Origin of the sequence: Streptomyces sp. NBC_00654 (assembly GCF_026341775.1) — a bacterium.
Classification (GTDB): Bacteria; Actinomycetota; Actinomycetes; order Streptomycetales; family Streptomycetaceae; genus Streptomyces.
In genome coordinates, this window is sequence record NZ_JAPEOB010000001.1 from 3,185,396 (window position 1) to 3,204,839 (window position 19,444).

Here is a 19,444-nt window from a genome sequence, read left to right on the forward strand (position 1 = left end):
GCCCGGAACGCGCTTTGTCCTGTCGCGGGAAAAAGGCCGACTTCCCTCCCGCACAAGGGCTTTCCGTCCGGGAAGAACAGGTCTACCGTCCCCCACGTGTACACCACATGACTCGCGTCACCGGAGTCCCGCCGGATTCCGGATGACGAGCGCGCGGCAGTCCCCGCGCGGCACGGCATGGCACCACCCGCCCGTACAACCGGCACTCTCCGGAGGACATTCGTGCACCGAACCAGAAAGCGGCTCCGCGTACACAAAACCCTTGCCCTGTTCACCGGCGGACTCCTCGCCGCCGCGACCCTCACCCTGGGGTCCGCGCCCGGAGCCACCGCCGACCCCGGCGCGCAGGCCGCACCGGACGCCGCGGCGGAGGACTTCCAGCAGGTCACCCTCGCCAAGGGCGCCGCCGAGACCGGCGAGCCCATGTCGCTCGCGGTCCTGCCGGACCGCAGCGTGCTGCACACCTCGCGCAGCGGCGAGCTGCGGATCACCGACAGTGCGGGCAACACCCGGATATCCGGCACCCTTCCCGTGTACTCGCACGACGAGGAAGGGCTCCAGGGCGTCGGTGTCGACCCGGACTTCGCCGAGAACCGGGCCGTCTACCTCTTCTACGCACCCCCGATGAACACCCCCGCCGGCGACGCCCCGGAGAACGGGACCGCCGCGGACTTCGCCAGGTTCGACGGGGTGAACCGGCTCTCCCGGTTCGTCCTGAAGGCGGACGGCACCCTGGACACGGCCAGCGAGAAGAAGGTCCTGGACGTACCCACCTCGCGCGGCATGTGCTGCCACGTGGGCGGCGACATCGACTTCGACGCGCAGGGCAACCTGTACCTGTCGACGGGTGACGACTCCAACCCCTTCGCCTCCGACGGCTTCACGCCGATCGACGACCGGCCCGACCGCAACCCGGCGTTCGACGCGCGCCGCACCTCGGGCAACACCAATGACCTGCGGGGCAAGATCCTGCGCATCAAGGTCGCCGACGACGGGACGTACACGGTCCCCGAGGGCAACCTGTTCGCCCCGGGCACCGCGAAGACCCGCCCGGAGATCTACGCGATGGGCTTCCGCAACCCGTTCCGCTTCACCGTCGACAAGCCCACCGGCATCGTGTACGTCGGCGACTACGGCCCCGACGCGGGTGCCGCCGACCCCAAGCGCGGACCCTCCGGACAGGTCGAGTTCGCCCGGGTGACCAAGGCCGGGAACTTCGGCTGGCCCTACTGCGTCGGCGACAACAAGCCGTACGTCGACTACGACTTCGCGACGAAGACCTCGGGTGCGGCCTTCGACTGCGCCGCCCCGAGGAACGAGTCGGCGCACAACACCGGGCTCGTCGACCTTCCCCCGGCCCAGGCCGCCTGGATCCCGTACGACGGCGGCTCGGTCCCCGAGTTCGGCTCCGGCTCGGAGTCGCCGATGGGCGGCCCCGTCTACCGCTACGACGCGGCTCTCGACTCGCCGGTGAAGTTCCCCGAGGCGTACGACGGCGACTTCTTCGCCGGAGAGTTCGGCCGCAAGTGGATCAAGCGCATCGAGCAGGACGGCGAGGGCGCCGTCCAGTCCATCAACGACATCCCGTGGACCGGCACGCAGATCATGGACATGGCCTTCGGTCCGGACGGCGCGCTGTACGTCCTCGACTACGGACTCGCCTGGTTCGGCGGCGACGAGAACTCCGCGCTCTACCGCATCGAGAACGCCACCGGCGGCCGCTCACCCGTCGCCGAGGCCTCGGTGAACAAGACCTCGGGCACCGCCCCGCTGAAGGCGGCGTTCTCCTCGGCGGGCACCGCCGACGGCGACGGCGACGCGCTCACCTACGCCTGGGACTTCGGCGACGGCGGGAAGTCCACGGCCGCCAGCCCCTCGTACACGTACAAGAAGAACGGTACGTACACCGCCACCCTCACCGCGAAGGACCCCTCGGGCCGCACCGGTTCGGCCAGCGTCCATGTGACGGTCGGCAACACCGCGCCGAGCGTGGACATGGTGTTCCCCTCGGACGGCCAGCAGTTCGAGTTCGGTGACGAGGTGCCGTTCAAGGTGAACGTCACCGACCCCGAGGACGGGACCATCGACTGCACCAAGGTCGAGGTCAAGTTCACGCTCGGCCACGACAGCCACGGCCATGACATCACCACCGAGCACGGCTGCGAAGGCACCATCAAGACGGCCATGGAGGGCGGCCACGACCCCAACGCCAACATCTACGGCGGCATCTCGGCCTCCTACACCGACGGCGGAGGCGGTGGCCAGGCCGCTCTGACCGGACGTGACCAGGCGCAGCTCCAGCCCAAGCACCGTCAGGCCGAGCACTTCGGCGCCTCGTCGGGCGTCAAGACGTACGACAAGGCGAGCGCCCGGGGCGGCAAGACGGTCGGTGACATCCACAACGACGACTGGATCTCGTTCAAGCCGTACATCCTGGCCGGCACCACCAAGCTCACCGCGCGCATCTCCTCCGACGGCGCGGGCGGATTCCTGGAGGTCCGGGCCGGATCGGCGACCGGCAAGATCCTCGGCTCGGCACCGGTACCGGTGACCGGCGGCTGGGACACCTTCCAGGACATCGACGTACCCCTGCGCGGAGCACCGAAGAAGGCCACCGAACTCTTCCTGGTCTTCAAGGGCGGCGCCGGAGCGCTCTACGACGTCGACGACTTCGAGCTCTCCGACAGCGCCGTGGACAGGACCGCCAAGCGCGTCCTGGTCTTCTCCAGGACCGGCGGCTTCCGCCACGACTCGATCCCGGCCGGCATCACCGCCCTGAAGGAGCTGGGCAAGGACAGCAACATCACCGTCGACTCCACCGAGGCGGCGGGCCAGTTCACCACCGCCAACCTGGCGCGCTACGACTCCGTCGTCTTCCTCTCCACCACCGGTGACGTCCTCGACGCCGAACAGCAGAAGGCGTTCGAGAACTACGTGGCCACCGGAGGCGGCTACATGGGCGTCCACGCCGCCGCCGACACCGAGTACGACTGGGAGTTCTACGGCGGACTGGTCGGCGCCTACTTCTCCTCCCACCCCCAGATCCAGCCCGCCACCGTCCGGGCCGAGGACCACGACCACCCCGCCACCGCCCATCTGGACGAGGCCTGGGACCGTACCGACGAGTGGTACAACTACCGCACCAATCCCCGGGGCAAGGCCAAGGTGCTGGCCACCCTGGACGAGACCACCTACACCGGCGGCACGATGAAGGGCGATCACCCGATCTCCTGGTGCCAGACCTACCAGGGCGGCCGCTCCTTCTACACCGGGCTCGGCCACACCAAGGAGTCCTACGCCGAACCGGACTTCCGGCAGCACCTGCTGGGCGGACTGCGCTACGCCACCGGCCAGGTCAAGGCCGACTGCAAGCCCGACACCGGCTACCGCTCCCTCTTCAACGGCAGGACGCTCGAAGGCTGGAAGCAGGCGGGCCCCGGCACGTTCAGCGTCACCGACGGTGAACTGCGCTCCGAAGGGGGCATGGGCCTGCTGACCTACCGGGCCAAGGAGCTGAAGTCGTACTCCCTGAAGCTGGACTGGAAGATGGCGGGCGACGACAACTCCGGCATCTTCGTCGGCTTCCCGGAGTCCGACGACCCCTGGTCGGCGGTGAACAAGGGCTACGAGATCCAGATCGACGCCACGGACGCCGCCGACCGCACCACCGGCGCCGTCTACACCTTCAAGTCGGCGAACATCAAGGCCCGCGACCAGGTGCTGCGCCCGCCGGGCCAGTGGAACAGCTACGAGATCCGGGTCCAGGGCGAACGTCTCCAGGTCTTCCTCAACGGGGTCAAGATCAACGACTTCACCAACACCGACCCGGTGCGCAGCCTGAAGGACGGCTACATCGGCCTCCAGAACCACGGAGCCGACGACCAGGTGTCCTTCCGCGACATCCAGCTCAAGGAGCTGCCCTCGACGTAGGGCGGCCACCTCTGCCGACGACGGGCGGGGGAGGCTCACACACCTTCCCCCGCCCGTCGTCCTCCACCCCTCTTCATCCCCCCAGGGAGGCAGCCCCGTGACCGCACATGCCGTTCGTACCGGAGTCTGGTTCATCGGAGCACGCGGCTCCGTCGCCACCACCGCCACCACCGGCTGCGCCGCCATCGCGGCGGGGCTCCACCCGGCGACCGGCATGGTCACCGAGACACCACCCTTCGCGGACGCCGGACTGCCACCCCTGAACTCCCTCGTCTTCGGCGGCCACGACACCATCGACTGCCCACTGCCCAAGCGGGCCGAGGCACTGGCCGCCGGAGACGTCCTCCCGCACGGTCTGCCCTCCGCCGTACGCGCCGAACTCGCCACGGCCGACGCGGAGACAAGGATCGGCGGACCGCTCCCCGGCGACACCCGCACCGACGAGGAACTCATCACGGCGTTCACCGCCGACCTCACCGACTTCACCCGCCGCAACGAACTGGCGCGCACCGTCGTCATCAACGTCTCCTCGACGGAACCCGCCCCCGGCGCGGACGACCCCCGGCTCCCCGCCAGCACCCTCTACGCCGCCGCCGCGCTCCGGGCCGGCTGCCCGTACGTCAACTTCACCCCCTCCACCGGACTGCACAGTCCCGCTCTCCGGAGCGCCGTCGACACCTGTGCGCTCCCCTACGCGGGCCGCGACGGCAAGACCGGGCAGACGCTGCTCCGTTCCGTGCTCGCCCCGATGTTCCTGCAGCGCGCCCTGCCCGTACGGGCCTGGTCCGGCACGAACCTGCTCGGCGGCGGGGACGGGGCGGCGCTGGCCGACCCGGCCGCGGCCGCCGCCAAGAACGCGGGCAAGGAACGCGTCCTGGCCGACACCTTCGGAACGGCCCCGGAGGGCGAGGTCCACATCGACGACGTCCCCGCGATGGGGGACTGGAAGACGGCCTGGGACCACATCGCCTTCGACGGATTCCTCGGCTCCCGGATGATCCTGCAGACCATCTGGCAGGGCTGCGACTCCGCCCTGGCCGCACCGCTGGTCCTGGACCTGGCCCGGCTGCTGGCCCGCGCCCACGAGGCCGGGCTGACGGGACCGCGGCCGGAGCTGGGTTTCTACTTCAAGGACCCCGACGGCGGCTCCCCGGCCGCCCTGGCCGAGCAGTACGCGGCCCTGCTGGACTTCGCCGGACGGCTGCGGGGGCAGCGGTGAAGCGGCGACTGCGGGGAGCTCCGGCAGCCCTGCTGACCGCGGTGACCGGACTGCGGTCCGCCACTGCCGCCGGGGCCGCGACCGCTGCCGGGGCCGTGCGCGCGGGTGGGACCACCGCGCCCACAGACAGCCTGTCCGGTGCGGGCGGGACTGCGCCCGCGCCGGACAGGCGTACGACGCCACGCGTCGGCCGGGCCCGTGCGTGGGCGGAACTCCTCCGGGTGTCCGCACTGTTCACGGTGCCCGGCGACGCGCTGGCCGGCGCGGCGGCGGCCGGACTGCGCCCCGGCCGGGGCACCGCGCTCGCGGTGGGCGCCTCGCTGTGCCTGTACGAGGCGGGGATGGCCCTGAACGACTGGGCGGACCGCGACGAGGACGCCGTGGACCGCCCGCACCGCCCGATCCCCTCGGGCCGGATCGCCCCCGCCGCGGCGCTGGGCGCGGCCGGTGCGCTGCCGGCCGCCGGGCTGGCCCTGGCGGCCCGCGCGGGGCGCCCCGCGCTCCTGGTGGCATCGGGCCTCGCGGCCACGGTCTGGGCGTACGACCTGCGTCTGAAGCACACGAAGGCGGGTCCCGCGGCGATGGCCGCGGCGCGCGGGCTCGATCTGCTCCTGGGCGCGACCGCGAGCGCCGGAGCAGCCGACAACGTTGCCGGACGGGACCGGGACACCGGACCCCTCGCGGCGCCGGCGCACCCCGGTGCCGCCGCACCGCGTCCCCTCGCCGCCGCCCGCTCCGCGGCGCCCGCCGCCGCGCTGCTCGGGGCACACACCTACGCCGTCACCGCCGTATCCCGCAACGAGGCCCAGGGCGGATCCACCACGGCGCCGCTCGCCGCACTCGGCGCCACCGCGGCGTTCGGCCTCGCCGTGGCGGGCGGGCGCCACCGGGCCGGGGGGCCATCCCAGGCCCCCGGCCGGTCCGGTCCGGGGCACCACCCCGGCGGGCCGCCCCGCACCACCCCGGTCCCCGCCTCCGTACTCGTCCCGGACCGGCTGCTCGCCGCCGCCCTCGCCGCCGCCTACCTCCGTACCGCCGCGCCACCCCTCCTGCACGCCGCCCTCAACCCGTCCCCGGCCCTCACCCAGCGCGCGGTCGGCGGCGGCATCCGGGCCATGATCCCGCTCCAGGCCGCACTGGCCGCACGGGCCGGCGCACCGGCCGCCGCGCTCGCCGTCATGGGCCTCGTCCCCGTCGCCCGGAAGCTCGCACGGAAGGTGAGCCCCACATGACCCTCCACCTCGGTTACGGCACCAACGGGCTCACCGACCTCCGGCTCGACGACGCCCTCGCGCTCCTGGCCGACCTCGGATACGAGGGAGTCGGCCTGACGCTCGACCACATGCACCTCGACCCCCTCGCCCCGGACCTCGCCGCCCGCACCCGTCAGGTGCGACGCAGGCTGGACGCCCTGGGGCTGGGTGTCACCGTCGAGACCGGTGCCCGCTACGTCCTCGATCCCCGCCGCAAGCACGGCCCCTCCCTCCTCGACCCGGACCCCGACGCCCGCGCGGCCCGCACCCGGCTGCTCGTGCGGGCCGTCGACGTGGCCGCCGGCCTCGGCGCGCACGCCGTGCACTGCTTCAGCGGAATCACCCCACCGGACACGGGGGAGGACACCGCCTGGAAACGGCTCGCCGAGGCGCTCACCCCCGTCCTCGAAGCGGCCGGACGCGCGGGCGTCCCGCTCGCCGTCGAACCCGAACCCGGACACCTCCTCGCCACGCTCGCCGACTTCCACCACCTCCGTACGCTCCTCGGAGACCCCGCCCCCCTCGGACTGACCCTCGACATCGGCCACTGCCAGTGCCTGGAAACGGCCTCGCCCGTGGAGTGCGTCCGCGAGTCCGCCCCCTGGCTCCGCCATGTCCAGATCGAGGACATGCGACGCGGCGTCCATGAACATCTCCCCTTCGGCGACGGCGAGATCGACTTCCCGCCGGTGCTCGCCGCACTCGCCGAAGCGGACTACCGCGGCCTCACCGTCGTCGAACTGCCCCGCCACTCGCACGCGGGCCCCGAACTCGCCCGCACCTCCCTCGACTTCCTCCGCGAGGCCATGGCGAAGGGAGCCGCCCCGTGCTGAAGTCCCGCGAGGAACTGGAGGGCGTGCTGGGCGGAGCCGCCAGGGCCTGGCTCCACGAAGCGCTCGCCGAGGCCGCGCACGACGCCGCCGCCGGCCGGACCGGCGGGGCCCCGGACAGCGGCCGGTACGCCGCACCGCCCTGGGAACTGCGGTACGCCGCCGCGGGCCGGCACTGCGGACTCGAACACGCCGACTCCGTACGCTCCCTCCTCCTGACCGAGGCACGGGCCGGCCTTCCGTCCGTGACCCGGCTCTACGAGCAGGGCACCGCGGCGGAGCGGCGGGCCGTCCTGCTCACCCTGCACCGGCTGGCCCTCGGCGCCCTCGCCCTCCCGCTCGTCGAGGACGCCCTGCGCACCAACGACACCCGGCTGGTCGCCGCGGCCGTCGGCCCGTACGCCGCGGAACACCTCGACCCGCACGGCTGGCGGCACGCCGTCCTGAAATGCCTGTTCACCGAGGTCCCCGTCGACTCCGTCGCAGGACTCGGCCGCCGCGCCCGCGGTGACGCCGAACTCGCCCGCATGCTCGGCGACTTCGCCGCCGAACGCACCGCCGCGGGCCGCCCTGTTCCCGCAGATCTGCGCACCGTCCTCGCCCTCGCCCAGGCCACGGCCCCCGGGCCCTGTGCACCCGCCGCCCCCACGGAGGAGTCCTGATGCGCATCTTCGACCCCCACATCCACATGACGTCCCGGACCACCGACGACTACCAGGCGATGTACGACGCCGGGGTGCGCGCGCTCGTCGAACCCTCCTTCTGGCTCGGCCAGCCCCGCACCTCGCCCGCCAGCTTCTTCGACTACTTCGACGCCCTGCTCGGCTGGGAGCCCTTCCGCGCCGCCCAGTACGGCATCGCCCACCACTGCGCGCTCGCCCTCAACCCCAAGGAGGCGAACGACCCCCGCTGCAGCCCCGTCCTGGACGCCCTGCCCCGCTACCTCGTCAAGGACTCCGTCGTCGCGGTCGGCGAGATCGGCTACGACTCCATGACCCCCGCCGAGGACACCGCCCTCGCCGCCCAGCTCCAGCTCGCCGCGGACCACGGGCTGCCGGCCCTCGTGCACACCCCGCACCGCGACAAGCTCGCCGGTCTGCGCCGCACCATCGACGTCGTCCGCGAATCGCACCTCTCCCCGGAGCATGTGCTGCTCGACCATCTCAACGAGACCACCGTCAAGGCCGCCACCGACAGCGGCTGCTGGGCGGGTTTCTCCATCTACCCGGACACCAAGATGGACGAGGACCGGATGGTCACCATCCTCCGGAACCACGGCACCGAGAGGATCCTCGTCAACTCGGCCGCCGACTGGGGCCGCAGCGACCCGCTGAAGACCCGCAAGGTCGCCGACGCCATGCTGAAGGCCGGATTCACCGAGGACGACGTCGACCAGGTCCTCTGGCGCAACCCCGTCGCCTTCTACGGACAGAGCGGCCGGCTCCAGCTCGACGCCCCCGCCCCCGACCCGCTCCACGAAGGCAACTCCATCCTGCGCGGCGGGGAGTGAGGCGATGCGCTTCCGCCACCCCGACGGCTCCACCGTCCACCTCTCCTACTGCACCAACGTGCATCCCGCCGAAACGCTCGAAGGTGTCCGCGCCCAGCTGCGCGACCACAGCGAACCGGTACGCAGACGCCTGGGCCGCGACCGTCTGGGCATCGGCCTCTGGCTCGCCCGGGACGCCGCGCGGGCGCTGATCAACGACCCCGCCGAACTGCGCTCGCTGCGCGCGGAACTGGACCGCCGCGGCCTCGAAGTGGTCACCCTCAACGGCTTCCCGTACGAGGGCTTCGGCGCCGAGGAGGTCAAGTACCGCGTCTACGCACCGGACTGGACCGACCCCGAGCGGCTCGCCCACACCACGGACCTCGCCCGCCTCCTCGCCGCCCTGCTCCCCGACGATGTCACCGAAGGCACCATCTCCACCCTGCCGATCGCCTGGCGCACCCCGTACGACGGGGACACCGCCGCGCCCGCCGCCGCGCGCAAGGCCCTCACCACCCTGGCCCAGCGCCTGGACGTCCTCGCCGAACTGACCGGCAAGTCGGTCCGGATCGGGCTGGAACCGGAACCGGGCTGCACCGTGGAGACCACCGCCGACGCCATCACCCCGCTCACCGAGGTGGGCCACGACCGGATCGGCATCTGCGTCGACACCTGCCACCTCGCCACCTCCTTCGAGGACCCCGGCACCGCGCTGGAGGCCCTGGCCGCGGCCGGAGTGCCCGTCGTCAAGTCCCAGCTCTCCGCCGCCCTGCACGCGGAACACCCGCACCTGCCCGAAGTGCGCACGGCGCTCGCCGCCTTCGCCGAGCCCCGGTTCCTGCACCAGACCCGGACCCGTACCGCCACCGGGCTGCACGGCACCGACGACCTCGACGAGGCGCTGACCGGCCGGGCGCTCCCCGACAGCAGCCCGTGGCGCTCCCACTTCCACGTACCGCTGCACGCCCCGCCCGCGCCCCCGCTCACCTCCACCCTCCCCGTGCTCCGGGACACCCTCGCCCGGCTGGTCGGCGGCGCACAGCCCCTGACCCGGCACCTGGAGGTCGAGACATACACCTGGCAGGCACTGCCCGCCGAGCTGCGGCCCCGCAACCGCACCCAGCTCGCCGACGGCATCGCCGCCGAACTCACCCTCGCCCGCGACCTCCTGGTCGACCTCGGCCTCAAGGAGCTGCCATGAGCACCCCCGCGAAGGACAGCGCCCCCACCCCGCTCCTCGTCATCGACGTCGTGGGCCTCACCCCCCAGCTCCTCGCCCATATGCCCAACCTCAGGGCCATGGCCGCGTCCGGTGCCCAGGCGCCGCTGTCCACCGTCCTGCCCGCCGTCACCTGCGCCGCCCAGTCCACCTTCCTCACCGGGACCACCCCCGACGAGCACGGCATCGTCGCCAACGGCTGGTACTTCCGCGAACTCGGCGACGTCCTGCTCTGGCGCCAGCACAACGGCCTCGTCGAGGGCGACCGGCTCTGGGACGCCGCCCGCCGCGCCCACCCCGGCTACACCGTCGCCAACATCTGCTGGTGGTACGCGATGGGTGCCGACACCGACTACACGGTGACCCCGCGCCCCGTCTACTACGCCGACGGCCGCAAGGAACCCGACTGCTACACCCGGCCCCCGGCCCTCCACGACGAGCTCACCGACAAGCTCGGCACCTTCCCCCTCTTCCACTTCTGGGGCCCCGGAGCCGACCTCGTGTCCTCCCGGTGGATCATCGACGCCACCCGGCACATCCTCGCCACCCGCGCCCCCGATCTGGCCCTGTGCTACCTGCCCCACCTCGACTACGACCTCCAGCGCTACGGCCCCGACGACCCGCGCTCCCATCGTGCCGCCGCCGACCTCGACCGGGCCGTCGCCCCGCTGCTCGCCGACGCCCGCACCGAAGGCCGTACCGTCGTCGCGCTCTCCGAGTACGGCATCACCCGCGTCGACCGGCCCGTCGACATCAACCGGGCCCTGCGCCGGGCGGGTCTGCTGGAGGTCCACACCCAGGACGGCATGGAGTACCTCGACCCGATGGCCTCCCGCGCCTTCGCCGTGGCCGACCACCAGATCGCCCACATCTACGTACGCCGCCCCGAGGACCTCGAAGCGACCCGCGAAGCCCTCGCGGACCTGCCCGGCATCGAGCGGCTCCTGGACGACGAGGGCAAGAAGGCCCACCACCTGGACCACCCCCGCTCCGGCGAACTCGTCGCCGTCGCGGAGAAGGACGCCTGGTTCACGTACTACTACTGGCTCGACGACGCCCGCGCCCCCGACTTCGCACAGCTCGTCGAGATCCACCGCAAACCCGGCTACGACCCCGTCGAGCTCTTCATGGACCCCGAGGACCCCTATGTCCGGGTCAAGGCCGTCACCGCGGTCGCCCGCAAGAAGCTCGGCATGCGCTACCGCATGGCGGTCGTCCCGCTCGACCCCTCACCCATCCGGGGCAGCCACGGCCGCCTCCCCACGAGTGACGACGAAGGTCCGCTCATCCTCTGCTCCACCCCCCACGCCTTCCCCGGCCGGGTCCGGGCCACCGAAGTGAAGTCCCTGCTTCTCCGGCTCGCCGGACTGCACTGACGGCCCGGCCGGACCCGCTCATCCATCAGGTCTCATCAAGGGAGTCGCATGACCATGAGCCGCACCCCCAAGGACGTCGAACTCGCGAGCAGACTCAGCCGCCGCAACATCCTGGGCGTCGCCGCGGGAGCCACCGCGGCCACCATCGTCGGCGCCGCCGGCGCCTCGGCCGACAGCCGTGTCCCGTCCGACGCCGACGGCGCGAGCAAGGGCCACGGCCACGGAGACCACGGCAGGGGCCGGGCCGTCCTGCCCCCCGGCCGCCTCGGCATCCAGCTCTACAGCCTCCGCGACAAGATCTCGGCACTGGGCTTCGCCCCCGTCTTCGCCGAACTGGAGAGGTACGGGTACGACGAGATCGAGTTCGCCGGATACACCCAGGCCACGGGCGGTGCCCTCACCCTCGCCCAGCTGAGGAGGCTGGCCCGGGACCACGGTCTGAACCCCATCGGCAGCCACGTCGGCCACTCCGACGACAACAACCCGGGGGCGTACACCTTCGCCCAGAACCTCACCAAGGTCCTGGACGACGCCCAGGCACTCGGACTCAAGCACATAGGAACGCCCTCCGGCCCCTTCCGCTACGGGTCCACGGTGGACGGCTGGAAGCGCGTCGCCGAGGAGTTCAACACCTACGGCGCCGCCGCCCGCGAGCGCGGCATGAAGTTCTACCAGCACAACCACGCCGAGGAGTTCTCCTTCGCGACGGACAGGCCGGACGTACGCCTCTACGACGTCCTGCTCGCCGAGACCGATCCCGACCTGGTCTATCTGGAGATGGACATCTACTGGGCCTACTGCGCCCAGTTCCGGTTCTCCAGGAGGGCGGACGGCACCCCCGCCCCGCTGGATCCGCTGAAGTACGTCCTCAAGCACCCCGACCGATACCCCCTGTTCCACGTCAAGGACGGCGTCCGCGACGACACCGCGCGCGACGGCTACCGCATGTCGGACGTCGGAGACGGAGACATCGACTACCGGTCGTTCCTGTCAAAGGTCACCCATCGGACCCACCGGGGCCGCACCTACCACCACTGGCAGACCGAGCACGACAACCCGGCCGACTCGATGGCCTTCGCCCGCAAGTCCAGCGAGCACCTCCACTCGCTGCGCGAGGGACGCTGCGGGGACTGACGGGCCGGACGCACACACCGGCACCCGGGCCGGTCCTCCCCGTACGTACGGGGAGGACCGGCCCGCCGCGAACCGCTCAGCCGGACCGTCCGCCCGGCGGATTCGGCAGTCCCGGCCGCTTCAGGAACAGCGCGAGGAACGCGGAGGCCATCCCGACGGATCCCGCGACGACGAACGCGCCCCTGTAGTCCCAGGCCCCCACGACCACGGCGCCCATCCCGGAGCCCACGAGCCCCGAGATCAGCTTGGAGCTGTGGACGATGCCGTAGTTCGACGCGTTGTGGTTCTCCCCGAAGCAGTCCGCGGTCATCGCCGCGCGCGGCGGCGGCCCGGCCGGTCCGGACCCCGCCCGGCCGGGCGCCGGGCGGACTCCCTCAGCCGATTCCCTGATGGTCCGGGAGCAGCGCGAACGCCCGCTCCGCGGCCTCGGGCACCGAGCGCTCCACCGCCTGCGCCAGCAGCGCGCGGTGCCTGAGCAGTGGCTTCCTCCGGTCGGCGGGGGCGAGCAGCAGGAGATCGTCGATGCCGGCCAGCAGTCGTCGGGACACCTGCGGGGTGTCCGTCGAGCACCGCCGGATCTCCTCGAAAGCGAGGTCCACCAGATCCGTCCACTCCGGCACGTCCTGGACGAGCCGCACGCGCCCCGCGCCGTCCCGGTGGTGCACGGCACCGAGCGGAAGGCGGACCGCGGCCGCGAGGAACTGCACGACGCGGTCGAGACACTGCACGGCGGTGGTGGGGTCGTTCACGGCGGCCGACAGGGCCCGCAGCGCGATGTCCGAAAGCTGCCGCAGTCCGAACGCGAGGTCCTGGTGCGGGGTGCGCTCCACCCCGACCGACACCGTGTACGCCAGCGCGTGCCGGGGCGGCGCGGCCCCGCCGTGGACGGCCAGGACCGGAGTCCCCGGCACCACGAAATCCCCGATCCGCGGGATGAGCCGCAGGACGATGCCCTGCCGCCGCGCGGCCCGCACCAGCCGTGCCACGTTCACGTCCCGCAGGACCCCCGCCCGCCCCGTGTGCATCACCCGCGCGGTCTCCGGCGCGAGGGGTTCCCCGGACAGGGGTCCGCGGGGCATCCGCCGGATCACCCGCAACGCCTCGCGCGTGATCCGGTCGGTGACCGGACCCACCTGCATGAGCCGCAGGGTGGCCGACACATAGGCGATGAAGAGCAGCAGGCTCAGCCCGACCATCGCCAGTGTCAGCATGCTCTGCACCAGCGGCACGGAGGTCACCCGGCGGGGGTCGGCCTCACTCTCGTACGAGGTCAGGACCAGCAGGGAGAACAGGAACGTCGCCAGGAACACCGTCAGGGTGAGCTTGCTGATCCGGCTCCTGACGAAGATCCGCACCACCCGGGGCGTGAGCTGCCCGCTCGCCATCTGCACGGCCACCAGCGAGATGCTGAAGACGACACCGATGAAGGTCATCATCGCCGAGCTGATGGTGGTGACGATCGTCTTCGCGTCCTGCGCGAACGACATCAGGTCGCCGAGCTCGGTGTACGCCCGCTCGGCGCGGAGATGCGCGACGATCTCCGTGTCCAGCGAGGAGGCGGCCCACCACAGCACGAAGACGCACACGAGCCCCAGGGTCGGTGCGAACCAGAACGTGTCGCGCAGATGCTCGCGCAGGGGGGACAGTGCCAGGGGCCTTCGGTAGCCGCGATCACTCATGAACGCGAAGGTAACGGCGCCGGCCCCGCGCACGGCGGACATCGGCGGGCAACCGGCAAGCCGCGCGGCACACACGGCCGGTGTGACCTTGTGCGACCGAGTGGTGACGGAACGGCCGGAGCGTGTCCCGGACGCCCGCGGCACCGCACTGACCACCGGATATGCAGGTGAGAGGCGCGCCAAACCCCTGGTATTGTTTTCTTTGTCGCCGCGGGGAACACACCGCGAACGGCAGACACCTTGTCCGGGTGGCGGAATGGCAGACGCGCTAGCTTGAGGTGCTAGTGCCCTTTATCGGGCGTGGGGGTTCAAGTCCCCCCTCGGACACCAGCAGGAGACCCCAGTTCATCTGGGGTCTTTTCGCGTTCCGGGGCCACCCCGGGCGTCCCGGCGCTCGCGGGCGAGTTCGCCCACCCGGGCGCGGACGGCGAACCAGCCGCCGACCAGCGCGGCCGCGATCAGTGGCAGGAGCGTCACGGTGGTGCGGCCCACCCCGCCGCCCCACCACATCAGGAAGGCGACGCAGAGCAGGAAGAGCAGGGTGACGAGCTGGGTGTACGGGGCCCAGGGCAGCCGGTACGAGGGGCGTGTGACGCGGCCGTCCAGTGAGCGGTGCCAGAACAGCAGGGAGCAGAGCATGATCATGCCCCAGGTGCCGAGGATGCCGATCGACGCGAAGTTGAGGACGATCTCGAACGCCTGCCCAGGCATGACGTAGTTCAGCCCGACACCGAGGACACCGAAACCCGCGGTCAGCAGAATGCCGCCGTAGGGCACCCGGCCCTTGTTCATCCGGCCGGTGAACGCGGGCGCGGAGCCCGCCAGGGCCATGGACCGCAGGATGCGGCCCGTGGAGTACAGGCCGGAGTTCAGGCTGGACAGGGCCGCGGTCAGGACGACCAGGTTCATCACACCGGCCGCCCCAGGAACACCCAGTCCGTCCATGACCGTGACGAACGGACTCCGGTCGTCCGAGTACGAGGTGTAGGGCAGCAGCAGGGCGAGCAGTACCACCGAGCCGACGTAGAACAGACCGACGCGCCACATGATCGAGTTGATCGCCCCGGGCATGATCCTCCCGGGCTCGCGGGTCTCACCGGCCGCGACGCCGCACAGTTCGACGGAGGCGTACGCGAAGACGACCCCCTGGATCACCAGCAGCATCGGGAGCACGCCGACGGGGAAGAGCCCGCCGTTGCCGGAGACGGTGGCCAACCCCGGGGTGTGGCCGTCCACCGGGTGCTGGGTGACCACCAGGAAGATGCCGGTCAGCATGAAGGCGGCCAGGGCGGCGACCTTGACGATCGCGAACCAGAACTCCATCTCACCGAAGTACTTCACCGAGATGAGATTGGCGGCCAGGACGACGGTGAGGGCGATCAGGGCGAGTATCCACTGCGGGATGTCGCTGAACACGCCCCAGAAATGCGCGTAGGTGGCGGCCGCGGTGATATCGGCGACCGCTGTGGTCGACCAGTTCAGGAAGTACAGCCAGCCGGCCGCGAAGGCGCCCTTCTCACCCATGAACTCACGGGCGTACGAGACGAAGGCGCCGGAGGAGGGGCGGTACAGGACCAGTTCACCCAGCGCGCGGACGACGAAGAACGCGAAGACACCGCAGACCGCGTAGGCGAGGGCGAGGGAGGGACCCGCTCCGGCCAGCCGCCCGCCCGCGCCCAGGAACAGTCCCGTGCCGATCGCGCCGCCGATGGCGATCATGTTGATGTGGCGGGAGGTGAGGTCCTTGCTGTATCCGGCGTCGCCGGCGTCCACATGGGGGGAGCCGCCCGCCGCGGGTGGGGCGGCGGCGGGCGGACCGGCCGCTGCGGTGCGGTCATCCATGGACAGGATCCGCCTTCGTGAGGGGAGGGTCGGCGTTCCCGGCCGGGTCCGGCGTGGGGGTCGTCACCGGGGCGGGCCCGATGGAGTCGGGCCGGGGAACCCTGTGATTCTGGCAGTGCGCCCCGGCGTCGAGGAATCGATCCGAGGTACTGCTGAGGTTGTGCGGAGGTGAAGCAAGGCGATGGTCACACCGGGGTGCGCCGGAGTGCGGCTATGCCCCGGCGACCAGTTCGGCCAGTGCCGCAGCCAGTTCGCGCAGGCCCGGACCGGCGGCGCCGCCCGGCTCGGACATATACACATCGCGCCGGATCTCGATCATCAGCGCGCTGACCCGCGGGTCCTTCCCGTAGTGCTTCAGCGGTACGTAGGTACCGGGGAAGGGGCTGTCGAGCCCCGTCCCGCCGAATCCCGCGAACGCCGACTCGGCGCGGGCCAGCAGCTCCGGCGGGGTGTGGAAACCGTCGGTCCCCAGGCAGACCGGCGGACGCGGTCCGTCTCCGTGGAGCTCGTAGGGGAGCGGCGCGCTCGGGTAGGAGTGGACATCGATCACGACGGCGCGCCCCGCGTCGGCCAGGCGCGCGTCGACCGCCTCGGTCATCGCCTCCGCGTACGGGTGGAAGTAGCGGTCGATCAGAGGCTGGGGATCGATGTCGCGCGGGCGCAGCCGTTCGCGGTGCGTGGTGTGGGTGTAGACGGCGCCCATGCCCACGGCCAGCATCTCCTCCCGGTCGTCCGGGAACCGTTCCGGATCGACCACGAGCCGGGAGAGGCCGTTGACGAACCGCCACGGGGTGAGCGCGCAGGCCGCGGCGGCCCGCGCCGCCAGCTCCGCCGTGTGGGAGTCCGTGATGTGGTCGAGTTCCCGCTCCAGGGCGGCCCGGTCCAGGACGATTCCGTCCCGGACGCGCGGCGGCAGCTCCCGCGAGGAGTGCGGTACGTGCAGCAGCACGGGTGATCCGGCTGCTCCGGGGATCAGGTCGAACGGGTGGGGAGCGCCCATGGGGAGGTTCCTTCGGCGGGGACGGCATGCGGACAGCGGCGAGGAGCCCGCCCGTCCGGGCCGGTCCTCGCCGCTGTCCGATTGTCCTCCGGCGGGACTACCTGCCTGACGCGACCACCGGGTAGTGGTCGGAGAGGTCGGTGTACGTGTAGTCCTTGCCCCAGCTGGAGACGGTCCAGGGTGCGCTCCGCTCCTTGACCACCTCGTTCGTCCACCCGGAGGGCTTCGCGTGCCCGGCGCGGTGCAGGACGTGGTCGAGGTCCTCCCGGGGGTCGTCGGGGTAGCGCTCGGAGGCGATCGAGTTGTCCCTGGTGTCGAAGGAGTACGGGTGCCCGGTCCGTGCGTCGGCGGCGGTCAGCCCGGCGTCGGCGAGCAGCGAGGCGTACTCGGAGGAGTGGAAGTCGACGTTGAAGTCGCCCGCCACGACGACCTGTTCGGAGGCGGGGATCCGCTTGGCGTCAAGGAAGGCGTCGATCTCCTTGAACTGCCGGCTGCGCATCTGCGCCGCCTGGCCCGCCGTGCACCCGGGGTCCGTCGACTGGGCGTGGGTGCCGACGATGTGGACCGGGGTGCCGTTCACGTTCAGTTCGGCGTAGGCGAAGCCCTTGTTGGAGAACCAGTCGCCGCCGCAGGCGTCCTTGAACACGTACTGCTCCTTGCGGACGATCGGCCATGTGCTCAGCACGCTCACCCCGCCGTCCTCCGGTGTGGTGGCCGAGTACGATCCGCCGGTCGCGTCCCAGCCGCTCCTGCTCCGGCCCACCACCGGGGTCTGGTGCGGGTACTCGGCGGACGCGTTGCGCAGCAGGGCGTCGGAGGCCGAGTTGTCGAACGCCTCCTGGAGCACGACGACGTCGTTGCCCCGGAAGAACGAGGCCTTCGGTATCTCCGCCGCCCGGTGGTCCTGGCCCCAGTTGGGATAGAGGGTCTTGCTGAAGATGAAAGCATTGTAGGAGAGGACCCGCAGTGACGGCGTTTCGGCGGCCGCTGCCTGCGGGGTGCCGACGGCCAGTGTGACGGCGGTGAGCGCGGCGGACAGGGTCACGCCGGAGAGGCGGCGGAGCGCGGTGTGCGGCACGAGGTCTCCTGGTTCTGCTGAGGGGGGTGGGCCGGTGGCACCCATCAAAGCAGGGCTGGTTACTCGCCGGTAGACTCCGGATGCCGGCAATCCTTCCATCCGGCCGACATCCGGAGTCAGCGCGGATCGGCGTAGACGATCAGGTTGTCCACGGGATGCCCGGCCGCGTCGAAGTCGCCGTCACAGGTGATCAGACGCAACGTGCTGCCCTCGGTGGCTCCGTAGACCTTGTCCGTCGGGAAGGCCTTCTTGTCGACGGTCTCCGTACCGGTGACCGTGAAGTGGATGTTCTTTCCCGCCGTGTCGCGGACGACGACATCGGCGCCCTCGCGGATCTTCTTCAGATCATGGAAGACGGCCCGGCCGAACCGGGTGTCGTTGTGGCCTATCAGTACGGCGGCCCCGGGCTCCCCGGGAACGGCGCCACCGGTGTACCAGCCCACGGTCATGCCCTGCTCGGCGGGCGGGACCTCGACGGTGCCGTCCGCCTGGAGACCGAGCCGCATGACGGTGCTGTTCACACCGATGGAGGGGATGGAGACTCCGGCGGGATGCGCCTGCCCGGTCCTCTCCCCCCGCGGAGAGCCGCTGGACGGCTCGGACGCCGTGCCCGCGGAGCCGGTGGAACCGGAGGGCCCGGCGGAGCCCGCGGACCCGGCGGACGAGGACGCGGGCGCGGCCGGCGGCGCGGCGTCCGACGAGGCGGTGGAGCAGCCGGCCAGCGCGACGCAGACGGCGACGGCGGGCAGCAGTCCGGCAGTTCGCCGGAACGGGCGGTGCGTGGGGGGCGACGCGCGGTGCGTGGGGGAGGCCGGACGGCGCGTGGGGGAGAGCGGGTGGTGCGTACGGGACACGGGGACTCCAGTCGGCGGGACAACGGCCGACCGTGGCGCCGCCCGGTGAGGACGACGCCACGGTCACTGGTGAGAGGTGGGGCGGATCAGCCGTTGCGGTGGGCCGCGGACCGGCGGCGCAGCACGATGGTGCCCGCGCCCGCGAGCAGCACCGCGCCGGCGGCCGACCCGGCCAGAGCGGTGGTGCTGTCCCCGCCGCCGGCGGGGCGTTCACCGGCGGCCACGCCACCGCGGGGCGTGACGGCGGGCCGCGCGGTCTTCGGCTGCGCTTCCTGCTCGGGCCGCGCTTCCTTCACCGCCGGGGCGGGCCGGTCACCCGCGGCGACACCGCCACGGGGCTTGACCGACGGCCGCGGCGCGTCCTTGTCGTCCACGCCGGCCTTCGCACGGGCGGGCGACGGCGTCTCGACACGTGGGGAGGCGGGCTTGGGCGTGCTGTCCGCGAAGGCCGCGGCCGACGGCGCGAGCACCGCACCGGCCGCGACGGCGACGAGCACGGCGGCACGCAGGGAGAGACGAGCGGTCATACAGATGGCTCCAT

At 71.9% G+C, this 19,444-nt stretch carries 15 protein-coding genes, 1 tRNA gene and 1 pseudogene; 10 read left to right on the plus strand and 7 right to left on the minus strand.

Going from position 1 to position 19,444, the window contains the following annotated elements; genetic code table 11:
• Window positions 1–222: 222 nt before the first annotated feature.
• From OHA98_RS13645 to OHA98_RS13685, 9 genes are all read left to right on the plus strand, one after another.
• Window positions 223–3,930, plus strand: coding sequence for a ThuA domain-containing protein (locus OHA98_RS13645; RefSeq protein ID WP_266925597.1), 3,708 nt, complete (start codon window positions 223–225; stop codon window positions 3,928–3,930).
• Between the two features lie 97 nt (window positions 3,931–4,027).
• Window positions 4,028–5,149 carry an inositol-3-phosphate synthase gene (locus OHA98_RS13650; protein WP_266925598.1) on the plus strand — a complete coding sequence of 374 codons (1,122 nt, stop codon included), beginning with the start codon at window positions 4,028–4,030 and terminating at the stop codon, window positions 5,147–5,149.
• 95 nt (window positions 5,150–5,244) lie between these two features.
• Window positions 5,245–6,381, plus strand: a complete 1,137-nt coding sequence (locus tag OHA98_RS13655) for an SCO3242 family prenyltransferase (RefSeq protein ID WP_266927910.1) — start codon at window positions 5,245–5,247, stop codon at window positions 6,379–6,381.
• Window positions 6,378–7,235: a sugar phosphate isomerase/epimerase gene (locus OHA98_RS13660; RefSeq protein WP_266925599.1), complete on the plus strand. Its 858-nt coding sequence runs from the start codon at window positions 6,378–6,380 to the stop codon at window positions 7,233–7,235. The genes OHA98_RS13655 and OHA98_RS13660 overlap by 4 nt, the downstream gene beginning before the upstream one ends.
• The gene (locus OHA98_RS13665) at window positions 7,229–7,894 is read left to right on the plus strand and encodes an EboA domain-containing protein (protein WP_266925601.1); all 666 of its coding nucleotides are present in this window, start codon (window positions 7,229–7,231) and stop codon (window positions 7,892–7,894) included. The genes OHA98_RS13660 and OHA98_RS13665 overlap by 7 nt, the downstream gene beginning before the upstream one ends.
• The gene (locus tag OHA98_RS13670; RefSeq protein ID WP_266925603.1) at window positions 7,894–8,742 is read left to right on the plus strand and encodes a TatD family hydrolase; all 849 of its coding nucleotides are present in this window, start codon (window positions 7,894–7,896) and stop codon (window positions 8,740–8,742) included. Before OHA98_RS13665 ends, OHA98_RS13670 begins: the two co-directional genes overlap by 1 nt.
• Before the next feature lie 4 nt (window positions 8,743–8,746).
• Window positions 8,747–9,922: a metabolite traffic protein EboE gene (eboE, locus tag OHA98_RS13675; RefSeq protein ID WP_266925605.1), complete on the plus strand. Its 1,176-nt coding sequence runs from the start codon at window positions 8,747–8,749 to the stop codon at window positions 9,920–9,922.
• Window positions 9,919–11,316 carry an alkaline phosphatase family protein gene (locus tag OHA98_RS13680; RefSeq protein ID WP_266925607.1) on the plus strand — a complete coding sequence of 466 codons (1,398 nt, stop codon included), beginning with the start codon at window positions 9,919–9,921 and terminating at the stop codon, window positions 11,314–11,316. Before eboE ends, OHA98_RS13680 begins: the two co-directional genes overlap by 4 nt.
• A gap of 54 nt (window positions 11,317–11,370) precedes the next feature.
• Window positions 11,371–12,450: a sugar phosphate isomerase/epimerase gene (locus tag OHA98_RS13685; protein ID WP_266925609.1), complete on the plus strand. Its 1,080-nt coding sequence runs from the start codon at window positions 11,371–11,373 to the stop codon at window positions 12,448–12,450.
• 76 nt (window positions 12,451–12,526) lie between these two features.
• On the opposite strand, the pseudogene OHA98_RS13690 reads toward OHA98_RS13685, so the two are convergent.
• Window positions 12,527–12,766, minus strand: a pseudogene (locus tag OHA98_RS13690) (MFS transporter); the annotation flags it as partial.
• 58 nt (window positions 12,767–12,824) lie between these two features.
• Window positions 12,825–14,129 (minus strand): DUF2254 domain-containing protein, encoded by a 1,305-nt coding sequence (locus OHA98_RS13695; protein WP_266925610.1) that lies wholly within the window; start codon window positions 14,127–14,129, stop codon window positions 12,825–12,827.
• 242 nt (window positions 14,130–14,371) lie between these two features.
• Between OHA98_RS13695 and OHA98_RS13700 the strand changes: the two genes are divergently transcribed.
• Window positions 14,372–14,459, plus strand: a tRNA-Leu gene (locus OHA98_RS13700).
• Between the two features lie 15 nt (window positions 14,460–14,474).
• Here OHA98_RS13700 and OHA98_RS13705 read toward each other — a convergent pair.
• The 5 genes from OHA98_RS13705 to OHA98_RS13725 form a co-directional block, all read right to left on the minus strand.
• On the minus strand, window positions 14,475–15,971 hold the full coding sequence (locus tag OHA98_RS13705; RefSeq protein ID WP_266925612.1) for an amino acid permease: 1,497 nt from the start codon (window positions 15,969–15,971) through the stop codon (window positions 14,475–14,477).
• A 211-nt stretch (window positions 15,972–16,182) separates the two neighbouring features.
• The gene (locus OHA98_RS13710) at window positions 16,183–16,971 is read right to left on the minus strand and encodes an N-formylglutamate amidohydrolase (protein ID WP_266925614.1); all 789 of its coding nucleotides are present in this window, start codon (window positions 16,969–16,971) and stop codon (window positions 16,183–16,185) included.
• A gap of 97 nt (window positions 16,972–17,068) precedes the next feature.
• Window positions 17,069–18,049, minus strand: coding sequence for a sphingomyelin phosphodiesterase (gene sph, locus OHA98_RS13715; protein WP_266925616.1), 981 nt, complete (start codon window positions 18,047–18,049; stop codon window positions 17,069–17,071).
• Between the two features lie 116 nt (window positions 18,050–18,165).
• Complete coding sequence (locus OHA98_RS13720) at window positions 18,166–18,801, minus strand: class F sortase (RefSeq protein ID WP_266927911.1); 636 nt, start codon at window positions 18,799–18,801, stop codon at window positions 18,166–18,168.
• A 188-nt stretch (window positions 18,802–18,989) separates the two neighbouring features.
• Complete coding sequence (locus OHA98_RS13725; RefSeq protein ID WP_266925617.1) at window positions 18,990–19,430, minus strand: hypothetical protein; 441 nt, start codon at window positions 19,428–19,430, stop codon at window positions 18,990–18,992.
• Window positions 19,431–19,444 lie beyond the last annotated feature (14 nt).